This is a genomic window from Pseudomonas luteola NBRC 103146, from assembly GCF_002091675.1.
GTDB lineage: Bacteria > Pseudomonadota > Gammaproteobacteria > Pseudomonadales > Pseudomonadaceae > Chryseomonas > Chryseomonas luteola.
The window spans coordinates 105,875-125,952 of the sequence record NZ_BDAE01000002.1; the positions used below are offsets into that span (position 1 = coordinate 105,875).

A 20,078-nucleotide genomic window follows, 5' to 3' on the forward strand; every position below is an offset into this window, starting at 1 on the left:
ACCTCATAGAGGTACTTCTACATGTTTACGCTCAAGCCCTTGGTTATGGCACTGCTGATACTCTCAGGCAGTTATGCCCTTGCCGCAAATAACACTGCTATCCAAACACAAGACGGTAACTACAACGATACTCTTCTGGAGCAGGCCGGTGAGGGTAATAACGCTGCCCAGATTCAAAGGGGTGACTTTAGTCGCTCGGAAGTTGTGCAGACTGGTAACGGTAATTCAGCTCAAATCGAGCAGGTATCACAGGCTTCTACCCCTGAAAACAGTCTGCGGCTTGAACAGATTGGCAATCAGAACACCGCGCTGCTCAATCAACAGAACCTGGGATACGGACATCAGGCTACTGTTTTGCAGCGAGGAGATGGCAATGACATAACGCTTTACCAACAGGACGGAAATGGCTCGGTTGCTAGCTTGTATCAGGAGGGGAATGGGAACATCCATAACATCCAGCAGCTGCGCTACGGCAATGAATTAAGCGTAACGAGTGTGGGTAATGGAAATAGCGCAACCACTACGCAGTATGGAGGCGGACCTGCGCGTGCTGAGCAGCGAGGCGAGGGTAATTCGGTTGAGCTGACCCAAAGTGTAGGCTACGCCGGGGGCAATATCGAGGTCTACCAAGAGGGTACAAACCAGGCGGCGACGCTTTATCAAACCTCGTCGCGGTATGGGCAAATCGACTTGATCCTGAATCAGGTAGGTGATGGCAATACAGCCAACTTGGCTCAACGTTCCGATATGGCAACGCTTGAGTTCGTTCAGGATGGCACTGGCAATGATCTGGTTGCAGACCAAGGCATCTGGCGAGGCTCTTTGGGCGGCGCCATGGTTGGAAATGGCAACGTCATAGAAGCCAGTCAAGTGGGGACATACTTGAATGCATGGCTGGAGCAGAACGGTGATAACAACCGTATAGCTGTCTCTCAAAGAGGGCTTGGTCATACCGCGTCTGTTCGTCAGACCGGAACAGGAAACGAGACTGCCATTACGCAAGATGATTACGTTAGTGATTACGAGCCTAACAGCAGTGCCTATGTCCTTCAGGAAGGAGAGGCAAACAGCGCTGTGTTGAACCAAAGCTTTGGGCCTTTAGCGAGAGGTTTTATCGAGCAAGCCGGAGCAGCCAACCAGGCGACTATAGATCACAGCAATATTGAGGGTTGGACAACAGCCGGCATTCAGCAGACTGGGGATAACCATAAGGCCTCGATTACTCAACATGACACGGTAGGGTTCGACGAGGCCACAATTACCCAGCAGGTGGCAGGTAATGTAGCGAGTATCACTCAAGGCGGCCTGCTCAATGGCGAAGTAGTGGTCGGTGAGCGTGTAGCCACTATCTCTCAAACCGGTATGAACAATGTGGCTTCGGTTATTCAGCAATAACCGACGGTGCAGGTGTTGTCCTGAATGAGGCAGCACCTGTTGTTCTAGCGTCTGGGCCTGAAAATTACTGCCGTAGTCCAGGCGTGCGTTACCGCCTGTCCGATCCTGTGAGATACAGGCCCGGACAACAACAATAACGCTATTGAGGGACGTGCATATGTTCAGGTTAAAACCCTTGGCTGTTGCCTTGATGTTGGTTATTGGCAGCCATGCCTATGCTGAAAGCAATACCGCTACCCAGAGTCAGGCAGGAGACAACAACGAGGCTACGCTAGAGCAGCAGGGCGCAAGAAATCAGGCGACGCAAACACAGACGGGAAGTTTCGGCCGATCTGCCATTGTCCAAAACGGCGATGACAACGTCGCGGAGACTGTTCAGGACACTGCGTTTTCTTCCAACACTATCGATCTGGGCCAGACCGGTAACCGGAACACGGCCTATCTTTATCAGGACAGCGGCTCACAATCGGCTACTGTAACCCAGGCAGGCGATGACAACAGCGTGTCGCTGTATCAGCAGGATGGGCAGGGCTCCGAGGCCACGGTCTATCAGGAAGGCAACAACAATACACATACCATCCAGCAACAGTGGTACGCCAATACCGTTAATACTTCCAGCGTGGGTAACGGCAACGCCACTCAGGTGACTCAGACCGGCTATGGTGTTGGACAGACTACCCAATTAGGCGATAACAATACGATTATCCTGGAGCAGGGCAGTAGCGATTCGGGAGCTGTTGCTACGGTTACCCAAAACGGTAACGAAAATCTGGCGTCTGTCACTCAGAGTACCTCACGTTATCTTTCCGAGATGACATTGGATCAAGTAGGTAATGGCAACTCCGCGACGGTTGATCAAGGCTCGAATGCGTCGTTCATTTTCCGCCAGGAAGGTAACGCCAACCAGCTGACCAGCGCGCAGAGTGGGCTCGGCGCCACGGTGCGTGGCAGTTCCATTGGTGATGAGAATACCGTTTCGATTAATCAGGATGGGATTACCAACACCATTAATCTCGATCAACTAGGGTCCACCAATAGCGCAACACTAAGCCAACAGGCAGACCGTAGCGTGATCGATGTCAGTCAAACCGGTAATGCCAACCAGGCCGCGGCCGCCCAAGGTGGTGGTGGGCCTATGGTATATGACAGTGTGGCGCGGATTGCCCAGGAGGGTGATCGCAACACTGCTTCGATTGACCAGTTCTGGGGCAGCCGGCAGGCCGAGATTACCCAGACTGGCAATGACAATGAGGCCGACATCACCCAGGCCAACCCCACTGGGACGGCCATGGCTGAAATCACCCAAAGCGGTGACTTCAACAGCGCCAGCCTGACGCAAAGCTGGAGCAACGGCGGTAACGAGGCCAGTATCAGTCAGAGCCTGAGCGGCAACGTGGCAACGGTGGTGCAGGGCGGTCTGGTCAATGGCGACTTTAACAGCGGAAATGACTCGGCAACCGTCGTTCAGAATGGCTTGAACAACGTGGCTTCTGTGCTTCAGCAATGAGGGAGCAGACGCTGCCGTGCGTTACGGCAGCGTCTCGTTACCTAGAGCAAAATCCATTGCGGCTTCGGCGTGAATTTCGGTCGTATCGAAGACAGGAAGGGCGAGATCCTTCTGGCTGAGCAGTAATCCGATTTCCGTACAGCCCAGGATCACGCTGTCGGCACCCTGGTCGGCCAGCTTGCCGATTTCTGCCACATAGGTCTGTCTGGATTCGTCCCGAACTACGCCCTGGCACAGCTCTTCATAGATGATCTGGTGAACCTGCTGGCGACCTGGGGCGTCCGGGATACGTGGGTCCAGACCGTGGACGCGCAAGTGGCCGACATAGAAATCCTCTTCCATGGTAAAGCGTGTGGCGAGTAGGGCGGGGCGTTGCATACCGGCTTTCGTTAACGCTTTTGCGGTCGCGTCAGCGATGTGAATCAATGGGATATCAATTGCCGCCTGGATAGGTTCGGCCAGCTTGTGCATGGTGTTGGTGCAGATGAGCAGACCTTTGGCGCCTGCCGTTTCCAGGCGGCGTGCTGCGTCTACCAGAAGTCTGGCGCAACCGTCCCAATCGCCGTGATGTTGCAGCTCGGCAACCTTTGCAAAATCGACCGACCACATAAGCAGTGGTGCCGAGTGCAAACCACCAAGGCGCTGTCGGGCGATTTGATTGAGAAGGCGATAGTACGTGACCGAGCTTTCCCAGCTCATGCCGGCAAGAAGTCCTAGCGTTCGCATGATTCTGCTCCTTGATGAGGGAGTGGAACCGTCTCACAGGCCAGTCCAATGCAGCAAGGCAAGAGGCCACTGTACTGATCCGATAGTTAACAGCTGTATCGATTATTCAGTAAAAAGCCCGATCTAGAGCTTTAAATGGTCAAGAATACTTAACCCCGCTGTCATTTTCGGTTGTTAGCGTGCCCCCATCATTTTGGAGGGCAGTCATCATGAGAACCTGGGAAGAACCCAAGAAGCGCAAGGCTCATATCGAGCTCATCCCGATGATCGACGTGATGATGTTCCTGTTGGTCTTCTTTGTACTGGTCAGTCTGAACGTGATCCCGGCATTGGGAATGAAAACCCAGCTCCCTAGCGCCAGCAGCGCGCAACAGCTCAAACCGCAGAACAAGGCCATCCTGACGCTGGGCGCTAACGGTGAGCTGCAGCTGGATGGTCAGGACATTCAGGTCGATGCCCTGGTCGTGGCGCTCAAGGCGCAGGAGAAACCAGACAGCAAGACCACCATCATCGTCAACAGCGACAAGGGCGTGGAAGTGGCCCGGTTGGTCGAGGTGATGGACACCCTTCGTTTAGGCGGTTTTACCTCCGTCTCCATCGCCACGCGCAAGTCCTGATCCATGTATACGTTCTATCGCTCCCGCCATGTGTTGGGCTGGCTACCTGCGCTTGCTGCGCTAGTACTGATTGCCCTGTATGCCCAGCGTACGCCGCTGAAAGTTCAGCCGGTATACGACGAGTCGGCCGTGGAATTGGCTTTGGTTGAACCGGACCCTGTTCAGGAACCCGAACCGGTCGTTACACCGCCGGAGCCTGTAGCCGAACCGGTTGATGCGCCACCACCGGAGCCTGTCGTGGAGGAAGAGGAGGCTGCCTTGCCACCACTTCCCAAGCCGCAGCCCAAGCCGGAACCCAAACCTAAGCCCAAGCCAGTGCCGAAGTCGCAACCCAAGCCTCAGCCGAAACCACAGCCAAAGCCAGTGGCCAAGCCTGCCGTGGCCAAGGTCGAGCAACTGGTAGCCAAGCCGACGCCTGCTTCGGCACCTGCTCCGGTCGCAGCCAAGCCGGCACCGGCTACACCGCCCAAGCCGACCGTCAATGCCCAGGCACTGGAAGGCGGCTACGTACAGGGGTTGCGCGCCGAGCTGGATCGTTACAAGCAGTACCCCACCGGACGCCAGGCATCGCTTGAGCGGCCACACGGTGATGTCGTGATCTGGCTGTTGGTTGACTGCGCCGGACGCGTACTGGACTCCGGCATACAGGACAAGGCTGGCAGCATGCTGCTCAATCGTGCAGCCGCCAACAGCCTGAACCGTATCAAGAGCGTCAAGCCGTTCCCGTCCGAGGCCTTTGCCGGCAAGGACCAGCTCCGCTTTACCGCCACCTTCAGTTACAGCATGCAGTGATTATCCGATTCGAGGAATTCCAATGAAGTACACAAGGATTTACCTGGCGCTGGTTGCCTCTGGTCTTTGCCATGGTGTAGCCATGGCGCAGGAAACCGGTGAGCGTGATGTCGGCACCATCGGCGTCGAAGGAAAGGCCACGCTGGGCAGCGGGTACATGACCCCTGAAGAAAGCCCCAAGTCGCGCTCCACCCTTACTCGCGAAGCCATGAATAAGCAGACGGCAACCGCCAATGCCGTTGACCGGCTCAAGTACACGCCGGGACTGAATATTTCCAGCGAAGACGCCACGGGCCTTTCGGGTTTTCGCTTTACCCTGCGGGGGCTTAACTCCGATCAGGTCGGCATGTCCGTTGACGGGATGCCCATCAATGACTCGGGCAACTATGCGCTGTATTCCAACCTGCTGGGCGATCCGGAAAACCTCGACCAGATCTCCGTGGTGCAGGGCGCCTCGGATGCCGACGGTCCGCATATCGGCTCCAGTGGCGGCAACATTACTCTGACAACCGTCCGGCCAACCAAGGAGACCGGCGCATTTGTTAAACAGACTGCAGGCAGCAACGGTACTTACAAGACCTTTGCCCGTCTGAATACAGGCGAGTGGAATGGCCTGTCCAACTGGCTGTCTGCCTCGCATACCGAAGGTCAGATGTGGCGAGGCCACGGTGCCGTTCGGGCCGACAAGGTGGAATGGAACAGCTTTTTCGACGCCGGGGATGGCAATACGGCCAACCTGATCCTCAAGTACCATGAGCAGGACAACAACAGCTATAGCCAGCTCACCAAGAATGAATTCACCCAGTACGGGCGCAAATACGATCCTAACCCCAATCCGCCTGCGCTGGGCTCCAACGGCAAGATTTCCAAGTACTACGAGCTGGCACAGAACCCGTTCAAGACCTTTACCGGCGTGCTCAATACCCAATTCCGCCTGCGCGATGACATGTCCCTGTCGGTCATCCCCTATTATTACTGGGGGGACGGCAGCGGCGTAGGCAGCACCGCGTATTCGCTCAACCGCGGAACCAGCAGCAATGGTGTCTACGACCTGGGCAATCTGCCTACGGCCAGCAGCTACGCCAATGATGGACTCTCCTATACCGGCGTCTACTATCGGCCGTCTCGTACCCAGACCTGGCGCCCCGGCATCACGACCAAGCTGAATTGGGACCTGGGCGATCACAGCCTGCAATTCGGTTATTGGTACGAACGCGCCCGTCAGCGGCAGACCCAGCCGTTCATTGCACTCAAGTCCAGTGGCAAGCCTGAGAGCGTCTGGTCGGACTCGGACGAGACCCGCGACGCCAACGGCAACATCATCCAGGGACGCGACCGTTACACCGTTACGCCAGCCCATAAGGTCTGGGTACAGGATACCTGGTACATGAACCCGGACTGGACGCTCAACGCCGGCGTGGCCTACATGGATGTCGATCGCAAGGGGACCAACCATGGCAGCCTGACCGAGCTGCCGGAGAAGCGTCACCAGAACTACAGCAAGGTGCTGCCGACCTTTGGTATCGGCTACCGCTTCGACGAGCAGAACCAGTTCTTCTATAACCTGACCCGTAACATGCGCATACCGTATAACTACGTGCTGTACGATCAGGGTGAGGGCTCGATCAATCTCAATCCTGAAACCAGCTGGAGCAACGAACTGGGCTGGCGCTACACCCAGGAAGACATGGCCCTGTCGGCTACCCTGTTCTATCTAAAGTTCAAGGATCGCCAGGTTTCCTCGCGTGACGAGAACGGTGACTACGCCGATATCAATGCGGGTGACGTAGACAACATGGGGCTTGAGCTGGAGTGGAGCGGCCTGCTGCCGCACAACTTCAATTACTACACCTCCTACACGTACACCCGTGCCAAGCAGAAGGACGACATTACTGCTTACAACAATGGCGTTGCGGTGGAGCTGCCTACCAGCGGCAAGCAGTTTGCCAACGTGCCCAAGAACATGCTGGCAGCCAATATCGGTTATGACGACGGCCGTTATTACGGCACCTTCGGTGCCAAGTACACGAGCAAGCTCTACGGTGACCTGACCAATGACGAGAGTATTCCGGGCCGGACGATCTTCAACCTTGGGGCTGGCATATACCTGCCGGTAGACAAGCACATCGTCAAGGACGCCACCCTGCGTCTGAACGTCGACAACCTGTTCGACAAGAAGTATCTGGACGGTGTGTACACCTACAAGACCAACGCAGCGAGCTACGGCGGTTACCGCGACGGCGATCCGGCTTACATCGTCGGCGTCGAGCGGACCGTAACGGTGTCCCTGGAAGCCAGTTTCTGACCTTCGAACCTTCTTTAACGAGGTGTGCTGAATATGAATACCGACCTGCTCCATGACATCACCTTCTATGTTATGTACGGCGCTATCGCCATTGCCCTGTTCGTCATCATCGAGCGGAGCCTGTACTTTGCCTATACCCGCAGGCAGGCGCGTCAACTGGAGTCATTACTGACGGCCAAGGTGCGTAGCGACCGTGATCTGCCGGAGTCCTTTACCCGCCGCGAAAGCTTGCCGCTTACCATGGTGCGGCCGGTACTGGCGCAGAAGGCGCAGCGAGGAACGCGTAAGGAACTGGACGAGACGATCGAGGCGCAGTACCTCGCAACCCGCGCACCGCTGGCCCGTAGTCTGTGGATCATCGAAACCATTACGACCGCAGCGCCGCTGCTGGGGCTGCTCGGGACCATCCTCGGTATTATCGATACCTTCAAAGCGCTGGCTTCGGCGGGTGTATCCGACCCGGGTCAGATCTCAGCAGGCATCGGAACGGCGCTGTTTGCAACCGGTTTGGGTATTGCCATCGCGCTGGGCTGCGTGGTCTTTCATAACTTCTTCCAGGATCGCCTGGAGCGCATCAACGATCAGCTCAAGATCCTGCTGATTCGCGCCAGCATGGGTGCTCAGCCTGTGGATGAAGCCCACGTTCAATCTGTAGAGCCAATGGCGCAGTACCGTACTGCCTGATCGGTTGCGGCGAGGGCCAGTCGGTCCTCGCCCAGTCTTTTCCTTCTTGTTTGAGACCTCCATGCCTGTATTGTCCCGTTTGCCGATCCGTGGCGCTCGACGCCTGTGTTTTGGGTTTTTCTTACTCAGCGCCAGTACGCTCAGTTGGGCCGATTTCAAGATTCCAGGGTTCGAGCTGGTGCATACCGTGCCGGTGGCGACCGATCTAGCAACGAATGACCTGCGTAACCCGGTCGAGGTCTGGAGCGGGATGTTCGACCGGGCGCAGCACCGCATCGACATAGGCCAGTTCTATGCCTCCGGCCAGCCGGGCTCACGGTTAGATACTGTGATCGAGCATTTGCAGGCGGCCGGGCAGCGCGGCGTGACGATTCGCTTCCTGCTGGAAGAGAAGGGGCTGCGGATGTCGGACCCTGCCACGCTGGACCGCTTACGCAGCATTCCTAATCTGACCTTGCATGTATTGCCGTATGGCCAGCTGACCGGGGGGATCATTCACGCCAAATATCTGGTGATAGATGGTCGTGAGGCTTTTGTGGGCAGCCAGAACTTTGATTGGCGCTCTCTGACGCATATCCACGAAACAGGCGTGCGGATCAGTGATCCCACGGTGGCTGCTCAGGTTCAAGCCATCTTCAATCAGGACTGGCAGGCGCAGGAAGCGCTGGCGGAAGGTAAACCCGTACCTCAGCCCCGGCATACCTCCTCAGATCAGCCAACTCCGGCTGGCAATTACTTGGTCGCCAGCCCTGCGCGCTACAACCCGCCCGACGTGCGTGACTCCCAGATAGAGTTACCGCGTTTGCTCGCTCAGGCCCGGCATGAGGTGCGTGTGCAGTTGCTCGACTACGCGCCGCTTTCCTACGGGCCGGACAAGACCCGCCCGTATTACCCGGTGATCGACAATGCCTTGCGCGCGGCGGCCGCCCGAGGGGTATCCATCAAGCTGATGGTGTCTCACTGGAACACGGGCGCACCGGAGATCGACTACCTGAAAAGCCTGGCCGTGCTACCGAATGTACAGGTCAAGATCGTCACGCTGCCAGCCGATCCGAGCGGTTTCATTCCTTTTGCGCGGGTGATTCACAGCAAGACGATGGAAATCGATGGACGCCTGGCCTGGGTAGGCACCAGCAATTGGCTCGGCGGTTATCTGGATAACTCCCGCAACCTGGAGGTGGTGATGCAGGATCACGCCATGGCCGAGCGCATTCGCCAGCTCCATGAGCAGTTGTGGAATAGCCCCTATGCCGACATGATCAGCGTGACGCGTACTTACCCGGAGCCGCATCCCGGTACGCCGTGATTGCCAACGGGACGGGTATCGGGCTGAATGCCGCTCACCCTGGAAAGGAGTCTGTACCGTGACACGTAAACCGCTGCTGATCGCTTGGGCAGGTGGCCTTGTGCTGATCCTGCTGGGATATGGCGTGATCGACCAGCCCATTGCCTATTGGGCCCATGCAGGCGACCTGCGCCGTCTGGCGTGGCCCAACCTGATGACCCATGTGGCGGACTGGCTGACGGTGCTGGCGGTACTGCTGATCATTGTCCTGGGCATCGGTCAGCGATTGTTGCCCGTGCATCGTCACCGCTGCTTCGTGCTGGCCTTCAGCGTCCTGGTCGCCAAGGGCGTGAAGGATTCGCTCAAGCCTGTCTTCGGTCGTTATTGGCCGGAGACCTGGACCCATGGCAATCCCTCACTGATCCATAATCAGGCTTATGGCTTCAACTGGTTTCACGGCGGAGACTGGTACGCGTCCTTTCCTTCCGGACATACCACAGTTGCCTACGCTGCCGCCGTGGCGATTGCCCTGTGCTGGCCCCGCCTGAGGGGACTTGCGGTAGTAATAGCCGCGGTGGTACCGGTGGGGCTTTTGCTGTGTAACTACCACTTCTTTTCCGATGTGGTCGCCGGTGGCTTGCTTGGCGCCAGCGTAGCGGTACTCGTCACCAAGGTCATGGGTGTGGCGTCGAAAGGGCGATAAGGTCTTCTGTATCCACTTCGCGTCCGAGCATAGCTTTGTAGGCGGCCAGCTCATCACGGTCCATTACCTGAAGGGCTACGCCCAGCAGCGTTGCGGGGCGGGCTTTGGCCAGGTTTGCCTCAAGGTCTCTCCAGGTTGAGTGGCCCTTATCGAAAATCCGGGCACCGGGCGTGCCGCCTATCTCGATCTTCACGCCTTCAACTTTGAACTGCACATACTCCACATCCCAGCCCTCCTCGCAGCGGCGCTCGAGGGGCTTGGTCGTGACAGCAGCGCCGGCAGCGGCTATTTCTTGCAAACGGTCTGCTGGAACCAGGAGATCAATATCGTTCAGCGGGCGTCTGGCGCCATAAACATGGGCCGCCAGACCGCCGCATAAAAGAAAGGGGATGTGTCGCTCGTTCAGCAGATCGATGATCCAGCGCAAGGCAGCAGCGTGACTCATGGGAACCCCTTTACTATTGGTTTGGCTATGCTGCGCATGTGCCTTGCAGTATGGGGCGCTACGCAGCCGTCAGCATGCCCTGCTTTTCGATAAAGGCGATGATGTCCTCCAGGCCCTGGCCCACTTTCTGGTTGCTGAACACGAACGGCTTCTCGCCCCGCATCTTGCGGGCGTCACGGTCCATCACCTCAAGTGAGGCACCGACCATTGGGGCAAGATCCACCTTGTTGATAACCAGCAGGTCAGACTTGCAGATGCCCGGGCCGCCCTTGCGGGGGAGCTTGTCGCCCGCAGACACGTCAATCACGTAGATAGTCAGGTCAGACAGCTCCGGGCTGAACGTGGCGGAAAGGTTATCGCCGCCGGATTCGACCAGGATCAGATCAAGACCAGGAAAGCGGCGGTTGAGCTGGTCTACCGCTTCCAGGTTGATGGAAGCATCCTCACGGATGGCCGTGTGCGGGCAGCCACCGGTTTCCACGCCGATGATGCGCTCAGGGGCCAACGCCTCGTTGCGCACGAGAAAATCGGCATCTTCACGGGTATAGATATCATTGGTAACAACCGCCAGGTTGTAACGATCACGCAGGGCACGGCAGAGGGCGAGGGTGAGGGCCGTCTTGCCGGAACCGACCGGGCCGCCAATACCGACGCGCAGGGGTTGAGTGTTCATCGCGCTTGTTCTCCTAGGATCTGAAAAGACGGCTGTATTGTTGTTCGTGGGCCATGCTGGCGAGCGCCAGACCAAACGGTGCGCTGCCCCAGAGGGTTTCCGGTAGCGCACGGGCAGTTGCGAGGGCTGCGTCCAGGGCTGGCAGGAGTTCAGAGGTCAGTCGCTGTGCCGCCTGCTGGCCGAGGGGCAGGGTTTTCATCAGAACGGCCAGCTGATTTTCCAGCCACCCCCAGAGCCAGGCCGAGACGGCCTCTGCCGGGGCAATGGCCCAGGCACGCGCGGCAACCGCCCAACCCAGGGCAAACGTTGGCTCGCTGGCCAAAAGGTGCTCGCGTGCTTCGGGGTCCAGTTCGGGCAAGTCCTTGAGCAGTTGCGTCAGGGAAAAACCGGTCTGGCGGCTCTCCAGGCGCAGCTCTCGGGTTTCTCGGCTGGCTGAGTGGCGGCCTGCTAATTCAGTTAGCCGAAGCCAGTCGCCTGAGGCAGCCGCTTGGCAGTGAGCCAGCAGTAGCGGTGCTTCGAAACGGGCAAGGTTAAGCTCCAGCTGATCTTCGAGCCAGACGCGAGCCGAGCTTGAGTCGGTTACGAGGCCGGTCTCGATGGCCGCCTCTAACCCTTGGGAATAGCTGTAACCGCCGATGGGTAATTGTGGGCTGGCCAGACGCATCAATGCCCAGGCCGGGCTCATATCCGCACCCCGAAATGGTGCAGCCGAGGGCCATAATTGAAATCAGCCTCACCGTAGTGCGAGTGGTGATGCCCACCACCATAAGCGCCATGCTCAGGTTGGAAAGGCGCCTGGATCGATTCACACGTAGCGCCCAGTTGATCCAGCATGGCCTTGAGTACATGATCATCCAGAATGCGTAGCCAGCCATCGCCTACTTGCAGCGCCACATGACGGTTGCCCAGGTGGTAGGCAGCGCGGGTCAGCTCATGGGCATTGGCGCAGGTGATGTGCAAAAGAGCCTCGGGGCGGGCGCAGACGCGTACGATACGGCCGTCCTGGGCACGCAGCCCTTCACCGTCAAACAGGGGCGGCTGGCCGCGTTCGAGAAACAGCCCGACATCTTCGCCACTGACCGTCACGGTTCGCAGCCGGCTCTTGCTGCGCGCCTCGAAGCCAAGGTGAATTTCTTCGTGCCAGGTATCGGGGGAGGGCAGACGGGTATGAATGACCAACATAAGGCAGTATCCGCTGTGCTTTATGAAGACTACAGCAAGCGGCCTGCCAGAACGCAACGGCTCGTTTCACCGGCGTTGCACAGGGGATCGTGCGCTCAGTTTGCCTGATTTCGGTGCAGCAGCGGGTCGGAAGGCAGGGGTTCGCCCTGATTTGGTGCGAACAGCATGTTAAGGCCGCGCCAGTGCTTGGCACCGATCATGATGAAGCGTAGCTGATGAATGATCTTGGCCTGGGGCGTCTTGTGCGGCTCCAGTCCCTCATCAGGCACATCAATCAGCTCGGGCAGAGTGGCGAATACGGTCTTGACCACCAGATCCGCCAGAACATCGATGTCCTGACACGTAAGGTGGGGCAGCCGGTTGAGTTGGGACAGGTCTAATGCAAGGTCATCAGTGATGTGCTGGCGCAGTTCACTGATGGCCTGACGAATCGACAGCGAACCGCCGTACTGCTCCCGGGCAAGAAAGATGAATTGGCTACGGTGTTCGGCGACGGCTTCGATAAAGATGCCGACCGAGGCATCAATCACACCACGCAGTTCGATTTCGTTATGACGTACCCGGCGCAGGGTTTCGCGAAAGGTCTCGCCCACTTCGGCAACCAGCGCAAGTCCAAAGGCATCCATATCGGGAAAGTGCCGGTAGAACCCCGCCGGAACGATACCGGCGCTGCGGGTCACTTCCCTGAGACTCAAACTGCCGAAGCCGCGGCCACTGCTCATGAGCATACGTGCAGCATCCAGCAGGGCATGGCGGGTTTGCAGTTTTTGCTCGGCGCGGGAGGACATGGCGGTTTTCCAATCAGGCAAGGGGGTACTCTATCAAATACCCGCACGTCCGGTTGAAACACTTGTCGTGTGACAAAATCCGGGCGCCGGTAGTCTGTCTGCATATGGCGCACTATCCAGGTGATAATCGATGCGCTTAAAGATGAAGCACCCACGGCCGATAGCCGTGCCTTCGATCGCTCTCTTCCCGCCAGGATTGGCTCAGCTCAAATCAGACGACTCATGTTCAGCCCGCTTGTCACATTTCCCGCGCTCTATATTGCTACGCTCCTGATGCTGGCCGGTTCCGGCCTCTTCACCACTTACATCGGCCTTCGCCTGACGGAACAGGGGGCGGGCGATCTGTGGGTCGGCTGCCTGATGGCGGCGTATTATTTCGGGCTGGTCTGCGGTGGCAAACTCGGCCACCGGCTGATCGCCAACGTAGGGCATATCCGCTCATACGTCGCCTGCGCCGGCGGCGCGACGGTGACGGTACTCATTCACGCCCTGACCGATCATCTGGGCGTCTGGCTGGTGCTGCGCTTCATCATGGGTGTTCTGATGATGAACCAGTACATGGTGATTGAAAGCTGGCTCAACGAGCAGGCCGAAAACCACCAGCGGGGCAAGGTGTTTGCCGGCTACATGGTGGCGGTGGACTTGGGACTGGTGGTTGGGCAGGCCTTGCTGGCCGTACACCCGGCACTGGATTACAAGCCGCTGCTGCTGGTGGCAATCTGCTTTGCGTCCTGCCTGATTCCCATCGCCATGACGCGTCGTGTACACCCGGCCAAGCTGGTCGCCGCGCCCCTTGAAATCAAGTTCTTCTGGCAGCGCGTACCGCAGTCACTGGTCACGATCTTTGCCGCTGGCCTGATGGTCGGTGCCTTCTATGGTCTCGCGCCGGTGTACGCCAACCGCAACGGGCTTGATACGGCGCAGTCGAGTATGTTCGTGGGTATGTGCATCGTGGCAGGCTTTTGTGCGCAGTGGCCGCTAGGCTGGCTGTCCGATCGGGTCGACCGCTGCAAGTTGATCCGCGCCAACGCCGTGCTGCTCTGCCTCGCCGCAATTCCGATGTGGGGATATATCACCTTGCCCTATGCCGGACTGCTCGGCACCGGCTTTTTGACCGGCATGCTGCTGTTCACGTTGTATCCGTTGTCAGTGGCCTATGCCAACGACCATGTGGAGCCTTCGCGCCGCGTGGAGCTCTCCGCCATGCTGCTGACCACCTATGGCGTGGGCGCTTGTATTGGTCCGCTGCTGGCCGGTGCGCTGATGAATCAGTTTGGTCCCGGCATGTTCTACATTCTGGTGTCGATCTATGCCGTCATTTTGATCATCTGGGTTCAGCCTCGCTTCGTAACAAATGAGCATCTCGTGGATGAAGCACCACTGCATCACGTGGCGATGCCGGATACAGTTAGCCCGATGGCCGCAACGCTCGACCCCCGCGTGGAGGAAGTGCCCGAGGAGCTGATGGTGGATACGCCGCCTAACATTGGCCGCTCCGATGGCCTCCCGGATGAAAAGCCGGTCGCGTGAAACGGTCGCATGAAATAGTCGCGTGAAGCAGTCGCTATAAATAAAAAAGCCCGATCAACTGGTCGGGCTTTTTTATGGGGCCGGCATCAGACAATCCGGTGCATGCGGTGATGCGAGCGGTCGATGGTTTGCTGTGAATCATCGGCAGCCAGCTGCGGCTGAATGTGCTCCTGCTGACGCTGGATCATCCGGTCAATGGTCTGCTCGGTGCCATCTTCGGCTACCTGAAGCTGGTGCTGCTGGCGATGGATCATCTTATCGATGGTCTGCTCGGTACCATCTTCAGCTAACTGGATCTGATGTTGCTGACGATGAATCATCTTGTCGATGGTCTGCTCAGTACCGTCTTCGGCCAGTTGGGCAGGAGTATTCAAGCGGTTTTGCTGGCGCTCGATCAGGCGGCCCAAGGTCTGGTCGGAGCCGTTCTCGGTCAGCAGACGTTCTTCAATGCTTTTGGTCTGACGGTTGATCATCTTGTCCACGGTGTACTGGCTGCCATCTTCTGCGTACAGCTGAGCGGCTTGGGGCAGGGATTGAGCAGCAACCAGAGTGTTGAATGCCAAGGCGGTGAGGCCGATACCGAATGCGATAGTGCGTTTCATGATCTGTTTCCTCGATGGGATCGTTTCGACAGATTCAGTATCGGTTCGAGTTGATCGATTAAAAAATGGATCGTAGGCATACCAAACATCACCGGAAATGATGCCCAATCGAGGTGGCATATGTTCTCGTTGATAGTGCAGGGCGCGCTGATCTCTAGTACGCGCCTTTCAGTCCAAAGAGATCCCGTACTGCCCGGGCATATTCCTGGCTTCCGATGGACATGCTGTTGGTGTGGTTGCCTCCCTCAATGAGCAATAACCGCTTCGGATCCTGAGCTTTCCTGAATAACTCCTCGCTGAAGCGGGAGGGTACGTACTGGTCACCTGTTCCATGGACGATCAGTACCGGCATATCGACCTGGTCGATCTTGTCGATGGAATTGAATTTCTCCGACATGATCCAGCGGATCGGCAACGAGGTGTCGACCACGGCAGCTGCCGCATCCGCCAGGCTGGTAAAGGTCGACTCGATGATCAGGCCGGCTGCGGCGGCGGGGTCGCCCTCCGGGTCTTTCTGTTTTGAAATCTGCTGAGCCAGGTTGACGGCTATTGCCCCGCCCAGCGAGTGTCCGTAGATATAGCGTTTTTTAGGGTCGGGCTGCAGCTCAACGAGGCGCTTCCAGGCCACCCGGGCATCCTCATACACCGTGTTTTCCGAGGGCAGATCGCCAGGGCTTTCACCAAAGCCCCGGTAGTCGATGGCCAGAACGGAATAGCCCAGGCTGCGCAGGGTAGTGATGCGACGCACCTGGGCGGTCAGGTTCCAACGCGTCCCATGCAGGTACAGGGCAGCAGGGGCATCTTTCTTTGCAGCAGGCCACCACCAGGCATGGACATATTGCGTCTTGCTGAGCCCAGTCGTGACCGGGATGTTGAACTGCTGGACACCGGTGGGCACGCCCGAGAACCAACTGGCAGTGCCGGGTTCGATGTTGAACACCAACTCACGCTCTTTGTGGGCGAGTTCAGAACAGCCAAACGGCAGACCCACACCCAGCAACAAGGCAAGAAAGGCCAAGGGGCGCCAGCGGCGGCGAATCAATGTGGTAGACATGAATAGGGCTCTTGCGAAATGCAGATAGACCGTTGGAGGCGCGTTACCTAAAAGAGACTGGAAAACCTGCCTGGCCGTTCGGCAGAAGCCTTTAATGAATATTTCAGCGAACGTCTGCGAACAACTGGCGTCTTAATAAGTGAACGCACTTAATTAAGGAGCATGAGTATGTTGAAGTTTATTGGGGGCACCGCCGGCGTTATTTTCATTATCGGCCTGATCGTGGTTATCGGCATCATCAAGTTGATCTTCTGATGCGAGGCTCATGAAAAGCCCACCTGAGCATGCGGTGGGCTTTTTTATGGGCGCATGCGTTACTCTTCTTCGTCCTCAGGCATTTCTTCAAAGTCATCCGGGGACAGTTCCGCTTCCTGGCGCTCTGGTGCTACTGGCGATTTATCGGCCATGCTAGGTCTCCTCTGAGTGGGTGTACCTGTTGTGAGGAGCCGAAGTAACCGAAGTTCTGTACAGCCGACTTACGGTGTATCGCTGCTGCCTTTACCCAGATTTTTCTGCATCATCACCACATCATGCCACTGGCCGAACTTGAGGCCGACCTTTTCCAGAATACCTATCTGACGAAAGCCCAGGCTGCGATGGAGCCCGATGGAGCCTGCGTTACTGCTGTCGCCGATAAGCGCCACCATTTGCCGCCAACCTCCCGCTTCGCAGCGCTCAAGCAGCGCACTCAACAGGGCTTTACCCAGGCCGCGGCCACGCCAGCCTTCCTCCAGATAAACCGTGTCTTCCAGGGTGTAACGATAGGCCGATCGCGTGTGATAGAAGTTGGCATAGCAGTAGCCTCGTACCATGCCATCCAGCTCGGCGACCAGAAACGGCAAGGAAGCTTCCTGAAGGGTCCGCAGGCGTCGTTTCATGCCGGCTTCATCGGGTGGAATTTCTTCGAAGGTGGCCGTTCCATGCAGAACATGATGGGCATAAATGGCTTGGATAGCAGGAATATCCGACTCGGTGGCATCACGGATTTGAAGCGAGGGTAGCGGCATGACCATGTCCTTCTTGAAGCGTCCTTCTTGATACACCTCGTCGCCTAGCTAGAACAAGCGTCTCGATAGGTGGTCCCCATTTCCGAGGGGTCCGAAACTCTACTGAGGAGAAAGACAGATGTCTGCTACCGCCAGGAAGACCGATCCGGAATTGTGGAACAGTGTTAAAGAGGATGTGACGCGTGGCTCGAAGGGTGGTCGTGCCGGCCAGTGGTCGGCGCGAAAAGCGCAATTGGCGAGCCAGGAATACCAGAAGCGGGGTGGAGGTTATGAGGGCGGCAAGGGTCCCGATAACCATCTCCAGCAATGGACCGAGCAGGACTGGGGGACAAAGTCCGGCGATAAGTCCACCGAGACGGGTGAGCGCTATCTGCCTAAAAAGGCACGAGAGCAGATCAGCGACAGCGAATATGCCCGCAGCACTGCCAATAAGCGGCGGGATACCCGTCGAGGCAAGCAGCACTCCAAACAGCCGGAGGATGTTGCCCGCAAGACGGCGTCTGCCCGCAATACCGCGCTATCCGATATGACCAAGACCGAGCTGATGGCGCGTGCAGCACACCATCAGGTCCGTGGGCGCTCGCGGATGAAAAAGGACGAGCTGATTCATGCACTCAAGCAGGCAGGTGAATAATGACAGCAAAAGCGCTTACCGATGCGGACAAGAAAGAACTGCGCAGTGAATTCAAACAGGTGGTCAACATGCCGCCTGCCCGGCTGCGCAAGTGGTTGCAGAGCGAGGAGAGCCAGTCTGTCGGCATGACGGCCAAAGGCCAAAAGGTCAAGGCAAAGGCTGACGGCGAGGCGGTTGGCCATGAGATGGGCGAGCGTATCCTCGAGATTAAACGCAAGCGGCAGGCTGAGCTGAGCGAAGATGACTACCTGGCCATGCGTAAGGTCATCGGCTATGTGCATCGGCACATCAAGCAGCGCCCGGATGGTGAGGTAGGTGATACGCGCTGGCGCAAGTCCCTGATGAACTGGGGGCATGATCCCATGAAGCAAAAGGCCGGCTGATGACATCTCCAACCGCTCCGCCCCTTGGTCCAGTACTGGAAACCGGTCTTTATGTGGCTGACCTGGAAAAGGCTCGCCGTTTCTATGAGGAACTGCTGGGCCTGAGCGTCATGTTTCATGATGAGCGTGTCGCGGCCTATGACGCCGCACCGGGTAGCGTTTTACTGCTTTTCCAGCAGGGTACGACCGATACGCCTGCTCAGCTTCCCGGCGGCACCATTCCACCCCATGACGGTTCAGGCAGACTTCATTACGCCTTTTCCATTGCTCCTGAATATCTACAGCCGTGGCGTGAGCATCTGGCGACTCACGGGATTGTGATCGAAGGTGAAGTGCGATGGCCGAAGGGCGGAGTGAGCCTGTACTTTCGTGATCCTGACGGTCATTTGGTTGAGCTGGCAACGCCGGGGCTGTGGGAAAACTACTGATCTGCCCATTGCTCTAGCGCAGGGCATCCCACTCGGTTCATGAAATATCTTGTTACGTCTATACGGAACACGTTCGACTGGTGGCCTTTCAGTCTCATTGCCCAATTGTGATGTTAGCGCTAACATCAAACAAAAATAAGAATGAGCGCACCGAAAGGCGCTCTGGAGAGCGCCATGACTTCACCCGTCAGTACCTCCGCTACACCCGCTCAGGCCCTTGTCATCATGGGCGTCAGCGGTTCAGGGAAGACCGAGACGAGCCTGGGCGTTGCCCGCTGTCTTGGTTTTCGTCATATCGAAGCCGACCATTTCCATTCCGCTGAAAACGTGGCCCGCATGCAGGCCGGTACGCCATTGACCGATGCCGACCGTATCGAGTGGCTCGATCGCCTGCGGCTTGAGATGCAAAAGGCCGTTCAGGATGGCACGGGATTCGTCCTGTCCTGCTCGGCACTGCGTCGCAGCTACCGGGACCGTCTGCGTGATGCCGTACCCGGCCTGCGTTTCGCGTATCTGTCGGTTGATTACGAAACGGCGCTCCAGCGCGTCGGAGAGCGTTCTGGCCATTACATGCCTACGTCACTCGTCAAGAGCCAGTTCGACACCCTCGAATCTCCCAGAGGAGAGCCAGGGGTGCTGTATGTCGATGCCTCCAAGGCCAGCGATGCGGTTGTTCAGGAGGTAAGCGCCTGGATGCATGCGCCAATTCCAAGTAGCGAAATGGCCGCCTTGATCAGCCTGGCCTCAAAGATGCCCGATGCACCTTCTCCGCGGAACGAGCCGCTCCTGACCAGCGAGCCGATCTATAACAACCGCACGGCCCAGCGCTTCGATAAGCTCACCGACAGCTTGATGGCCATTCTGATGGCCTTCATGGTGGGTGCTGTCTTTGTCAATGTGGTGCTGCGTTATGCGTTCGGCTCCGGATGGGCCGGGGCCGAGGAGCTGTCCCGGCTGGCCTTCGTCTGGCTGATCTTTGTTGGCGTTGCGTCCAGCATGCGTCGCGGCGAGCTGATGAGTTTTACCCTGATCCGTGACAAGTTTCCGCGCATTGCCCGGCGGCTTGTCGATTCGGTCAGCGCCTTGCTGATTGCCACAGGCAGCGGCTTGTCTGCATGGGGCGCGTGGTATCAGATGCAGTTTGGCTGGCAGAACGCGAGCCCCGTGGTGGGCTACCCGTTGGCTATCGCCATGCTGCCGGTACTGGTCAGCATGATCGCGCTCGCGGTGCTGGCACTGGTGCAACTGCTCAATGCCTGGCGTACCGAGCGGGAGGTACCGCCGGCCCTGGCAAATGTCACGGCAGACTGAGCCCGGTGTAATCAGTCGATTCCAATA

At 57.7% G+C, this 20,078-nt stretch carries 23 protein-coding genes; 14 read left to right on the top strand and 9 right to left on the bottom strand.

The features are described 5' to 3' along the window. Window positions 1–21: 21 nt before the first annotated feature. A complete protein-coding gene (locus tag PLU01S_RS02860; protein WP_074821927.1) occupies window positions 22–1,395 on the top strand; it encodes a hypothetical protein in 1,374 nt (457 codons plus the stop codon). A 157-nt stretch (window positions 1,396–1,552) separates the two neighbouring features. Beyond that, complete coding sequence (locus PLU01S_RS02865; RefSeq protein ID WP_074821929.1) at window positions 1,553–2,902, top strand: hypothetical protein; 1,350 nt, start codon at window positions 1,553–1,555, stop codon at window positions 2,900–2,902. A gap of 21 nt (window positions 2,903–2,923) precedes the next feature. On the opposite strand, the gene PLU01S_RS02870 is transcribed toward PLU01S_RS02865, so the two are convergent. After that, window positions 2,924–3,628 carry an aspartate/glutamate racemase family protein gene (locus PLU01S_RS02870; protein WP_074821932.1) on the bottom strand — a complete coding sequence of 235 codons (705 nt, stop codon included), beginning with the start codon at window positions 3,626–3,628 and terminating at the stop codon, window positions 2,924–2,926. 209 nt (window positions 3,629–3,837) lie between these two features. Here PLU01S_RS02870 and PLU01S_RS02875 point away from each other — a divergent pair, with 209 nt between their 5' ends. The 6 genes from PLU01S_RS02875 (at window position 3,838) to PLU01S_RS02900 (ending at window position 10,014) form a co-directional block, all read left to right on the top strand. Then, window positions 3,838–4,245, top strand: a complete 408-nt coding sequence (locus PLU01S_RS02875; protein WP_010795870.1) for an ExbD/TolR family protein — start codon at window positions 3,838–3,840, stop codon at window positions 4,243–4,245. Window positions 4,246–4,248: 3 nt separating this feature from the next. Beyond that, window positions 4,249–5,037, top strand: coding sequence for an energy transducer TonB family protein (locus PLU01S_RS02880; protein ID WP_074821935.1), 789 nt, complete (start codon window positions 4,249–4,251; stop codon window positions 5,035–5,037). A 22-nt stretch (window positions 5,038–5,059) separates the two neighbouring features. Further along, window positions 5,060–7,342, top strand: a complete 2,283-nt coding sequence (locus PLU01S_RS02885; RefSeq protein WP_074821938.1) for a TonB-dependent receptor — start codon at window positions 5,060–5,062, stop codon at window positions 7,340–7,342. A 33-nt stretch (window positions 7,343–7,375) separates the two neighbouring features. After that, window positions 7,376–8,026 carry a MotA/TolQ/ExbB proton channel family protein gene (locus tag PLU01S_RS02890; RefSeq protein WP_010795867.1) on the top strand — a complete coding sequence of 217 codons (651 nt, stop codon included), beginning with the start codon at window positions 7,376–7,378 and terminating at the stop codon, window positions 8,024–8,026. Window positions 8,027–8,087: 61 nt separating this feature from the next. Continuing rightward, window positions 8,088–9,332: a phospholipase D-like domain-containing protein gene (locus tag PLU01S_RS02895; RefSeq protein ID WP_074821941.1), complete on the top strand. Its 1,245-nt coding sequence runs from the start codon at window positions 8,088–8,090 to the stop codon at window positions 9,330–9,332. A gap of 58 nt (window positions 9,333–9,390) precedes the next feature. Further along, window positions 9,391–10,014 carry a phosphatase PAP2 family protein gene (locus PLU01S_RS02900; protein WP_074821944.1) on the top strand — a complete coding sequence of 208 codons (624 nt, stop codon included), beginning with the start codon at window positions 9,391–9,393 and terminating at the stop codon, window positions 10,012–10,014. Here PLU01S_RS02900 and PLU01S_RS02905 read toward each other — a convergent pair. From PLU01S_RS02905 to PLU01S_RS02925, 5 genes are all read right to left on the bottom strand, one after another. Continuing rightward, entirely contained in the window at window positions 9,986–10,459 is a 474-nt protein-coding gene (locus PLU01S_RS02905) for a nucleotidyltransferase family protein (protein ID WP_074821947.1), read from the bottom strand. The two genes, PLU01S_RS02900 and PLU01S_RS02905, sit on opposite strands and share 29 nt — an antisense overlap. 58 nt (window positions 10,460–10,517) lie before the next feature. Next, window positions 10,518–11,132 (bottom strand): urease accessory protein UreG, encoded by a 615-nt coding sequence (gene ureG / locus PLU01S_RS02910; protein WP_010795863.1) that lies wholly within the window; start codon window positions 11,130–11,132, stop codon window positions 10,518–10,520. 13 nt (window positions 11,133–11,145) lie between these two features. Beyond that, on the bottom strand, window positions 11,146–11,817 hold the full coding sequence (locus PLU01S_RS02915) for an urease accessory protein UreF (protein WP_074821950.1): 672 nt from the start codon (window positions 11,815–11,817) through the stop codon (window positions 11,146–11,148). Beyond that, entirely contained in the window at window positions 11,814–12,314 is a 501-nt protein-coding gene (gene ureE, locus PLU01S_RS02920) for an urease accessory protein UreE (RefSeq protein WP_074821952.1), read from the bottom strand. The genes PLU01S_RS02915 and ureE overlap by 4 nt, the downstream gene beginning before the upstream one ends. 95 nt (window positions 12,315–12,409) lie before the next feature. Then, entirely contained in the window at window positions 12,410–13,102 is a 693-nt protein-coding gene (locus tag PLU01S_RS02925) for a TetR family transcriptional regulator (RefSeq protein WP_074821955.1), read from the bottom strand. Between the two features lie 222 nt (window positions 13,103–13,324). On the opposite strand from PLU01S_RS02925, the gene PLU01S_RS02930 reads away from it, so the two are divergent. Further along, complete coding sequence (locus PLU01S_RS02930; RefSeq protein WP_074821958.1) at window positions 13,325–14,632, top strand: MFS transporter; 1,308 nt, start codon at window positions 13,325–13,327, stop codon at window positions 14,630–14,632. 86 nt (window positions 14,633–14,718) lie between these two features. Here the strand turns inward: PLU01S_RS02930 and PLU01S_RS02935 are convergent, their stop codons facing one another. Together PLU01S_RS02935 and PLU01S_RS02940 are read right to left on the bottom strand one after the other, a co-directional pair. After that, window positions 14,719–15,234: a hypothetical protein gene (locus tag PLU01S_RS02935; protein WP_010795858.1), complete on the bottom strand. Its 516-nt coding sequence runs from the start codon at window positions 15,232–15,234 to the stop codon at window positions 14,719–14,721. A 154-nt stretch (window positions 15,235–15,388) separates the two neighbouring features. Then, the gene (locus PLU01S_RS02940) at window positions 15,389–16,288 is read right to left on the bottom strand and encodes an alpha/beta hydrolase (protein ID WP_074821961.1); all 900 of its coding nucleotides are present in this window, start codon (window positions 16,286–16,288) and stop codon (window positions 15,389–15,391) included. 162 nt (window positions 16,289–16,450) lie between these two features. Here PLU01S_RS02940 and PLU01S_RS26745 point away from each other — a divergent pair, with 162 nt between their 5' ends. Further along, window positions 16,451–16,543, top strand: a complete 93-nt coding sequence (locus PLU01S_RS26745; RefSeq protein WP_446677047.1) for a small membrane protein YohP — start codon at window positions 16,451–16,453, stop codon at window positions 16,541–16,543. A gap of 221 nt (window positions 16,544–16,764) precedes the next feature. Here the strand turns inward: PLU01S_RS26745 and PLU01S_RS02945 are convergent, their stop codons facing one another. After that, complete coding sequence (locus PLU01S_RS02945; protein WP_162842006.1) at window positions 16,765–17,295, bottom strand: GNAT family N-acetyltransferase; 531 nt, start codon at window positions 17,293–17,295, stop codon at window positions 16,765–16,767. Between the two features lie 118 nt (window positions 17,296–17,413). Between PLU01S_RS02945 and PLU01S_RS02950 the strand changes: the two genes are divergently transcribed. The 4 genes from PLU01S_RS02950 to PLU01S_RS02965 all read left to right on the top strand — a co-directional run bounded on the left by PLU01S_RS02950 (window position 17,414) and on the right by PLU01S_RS02965 (window position 20,051). Continuing rightward, window positions 17,414–17,929, top strand: coding sequence for a Rho termination factor N-terminal domain-containing protein (locus PLU01S_RS02950; protein ID WP_074821963.1), 516 nt, complete (start codon window positions 17,414–17,416; stop codon window positions 17,927–17,929). Then, window positions 17,929–18,312 (top strand): DUF3140 domain-containing protein, encoded by a 384-nt coding sequence (locus tag PLU01S_RS02955; RefSeq protein WP_074821966.1) that lies wholly within the window; start codon window positions 17,929–17,931, stop codon window positions 18,310–18,312. Before PLU01S_RS02950 ends, PLU01S_RS02955 begins: the two co-directional genes overlap by 1 nt. Continuing rightward, window positions 18,312–18,740 carry a VOC family protein gene (locus PLU01S_RS02960; RefSeq protein WP_074821968.1) on the top strand — a complete coding sequence of 143 codons (429 nt, stop codon included), beginning with the start codon at window positions 18,312–18,314 and terminating at the stop codon, window positions 18,738–18,740. The genes PLU01S_RS02955 and PLU01S_RS02960 overlap by 1 nt, the downstream gene beginning before the upstream one ends. 174 nt (window positions 18,741–18,914) lie before the next feature. Further along, window positions 18,915–20,051 (top strand): gluconokinase, GntK/IdnK-type, encoded by a 1,137-nt coding sequence (locus tag PLU01S_RS02965; RefSeq protein ID WP_074821971.1) that lies wholly within the window; start codon window positions 18,915–18,917, stop codon window positions 20,049–20,051. Window positions 20,052–20,078 lie beyond the last annotated feature (27 nt).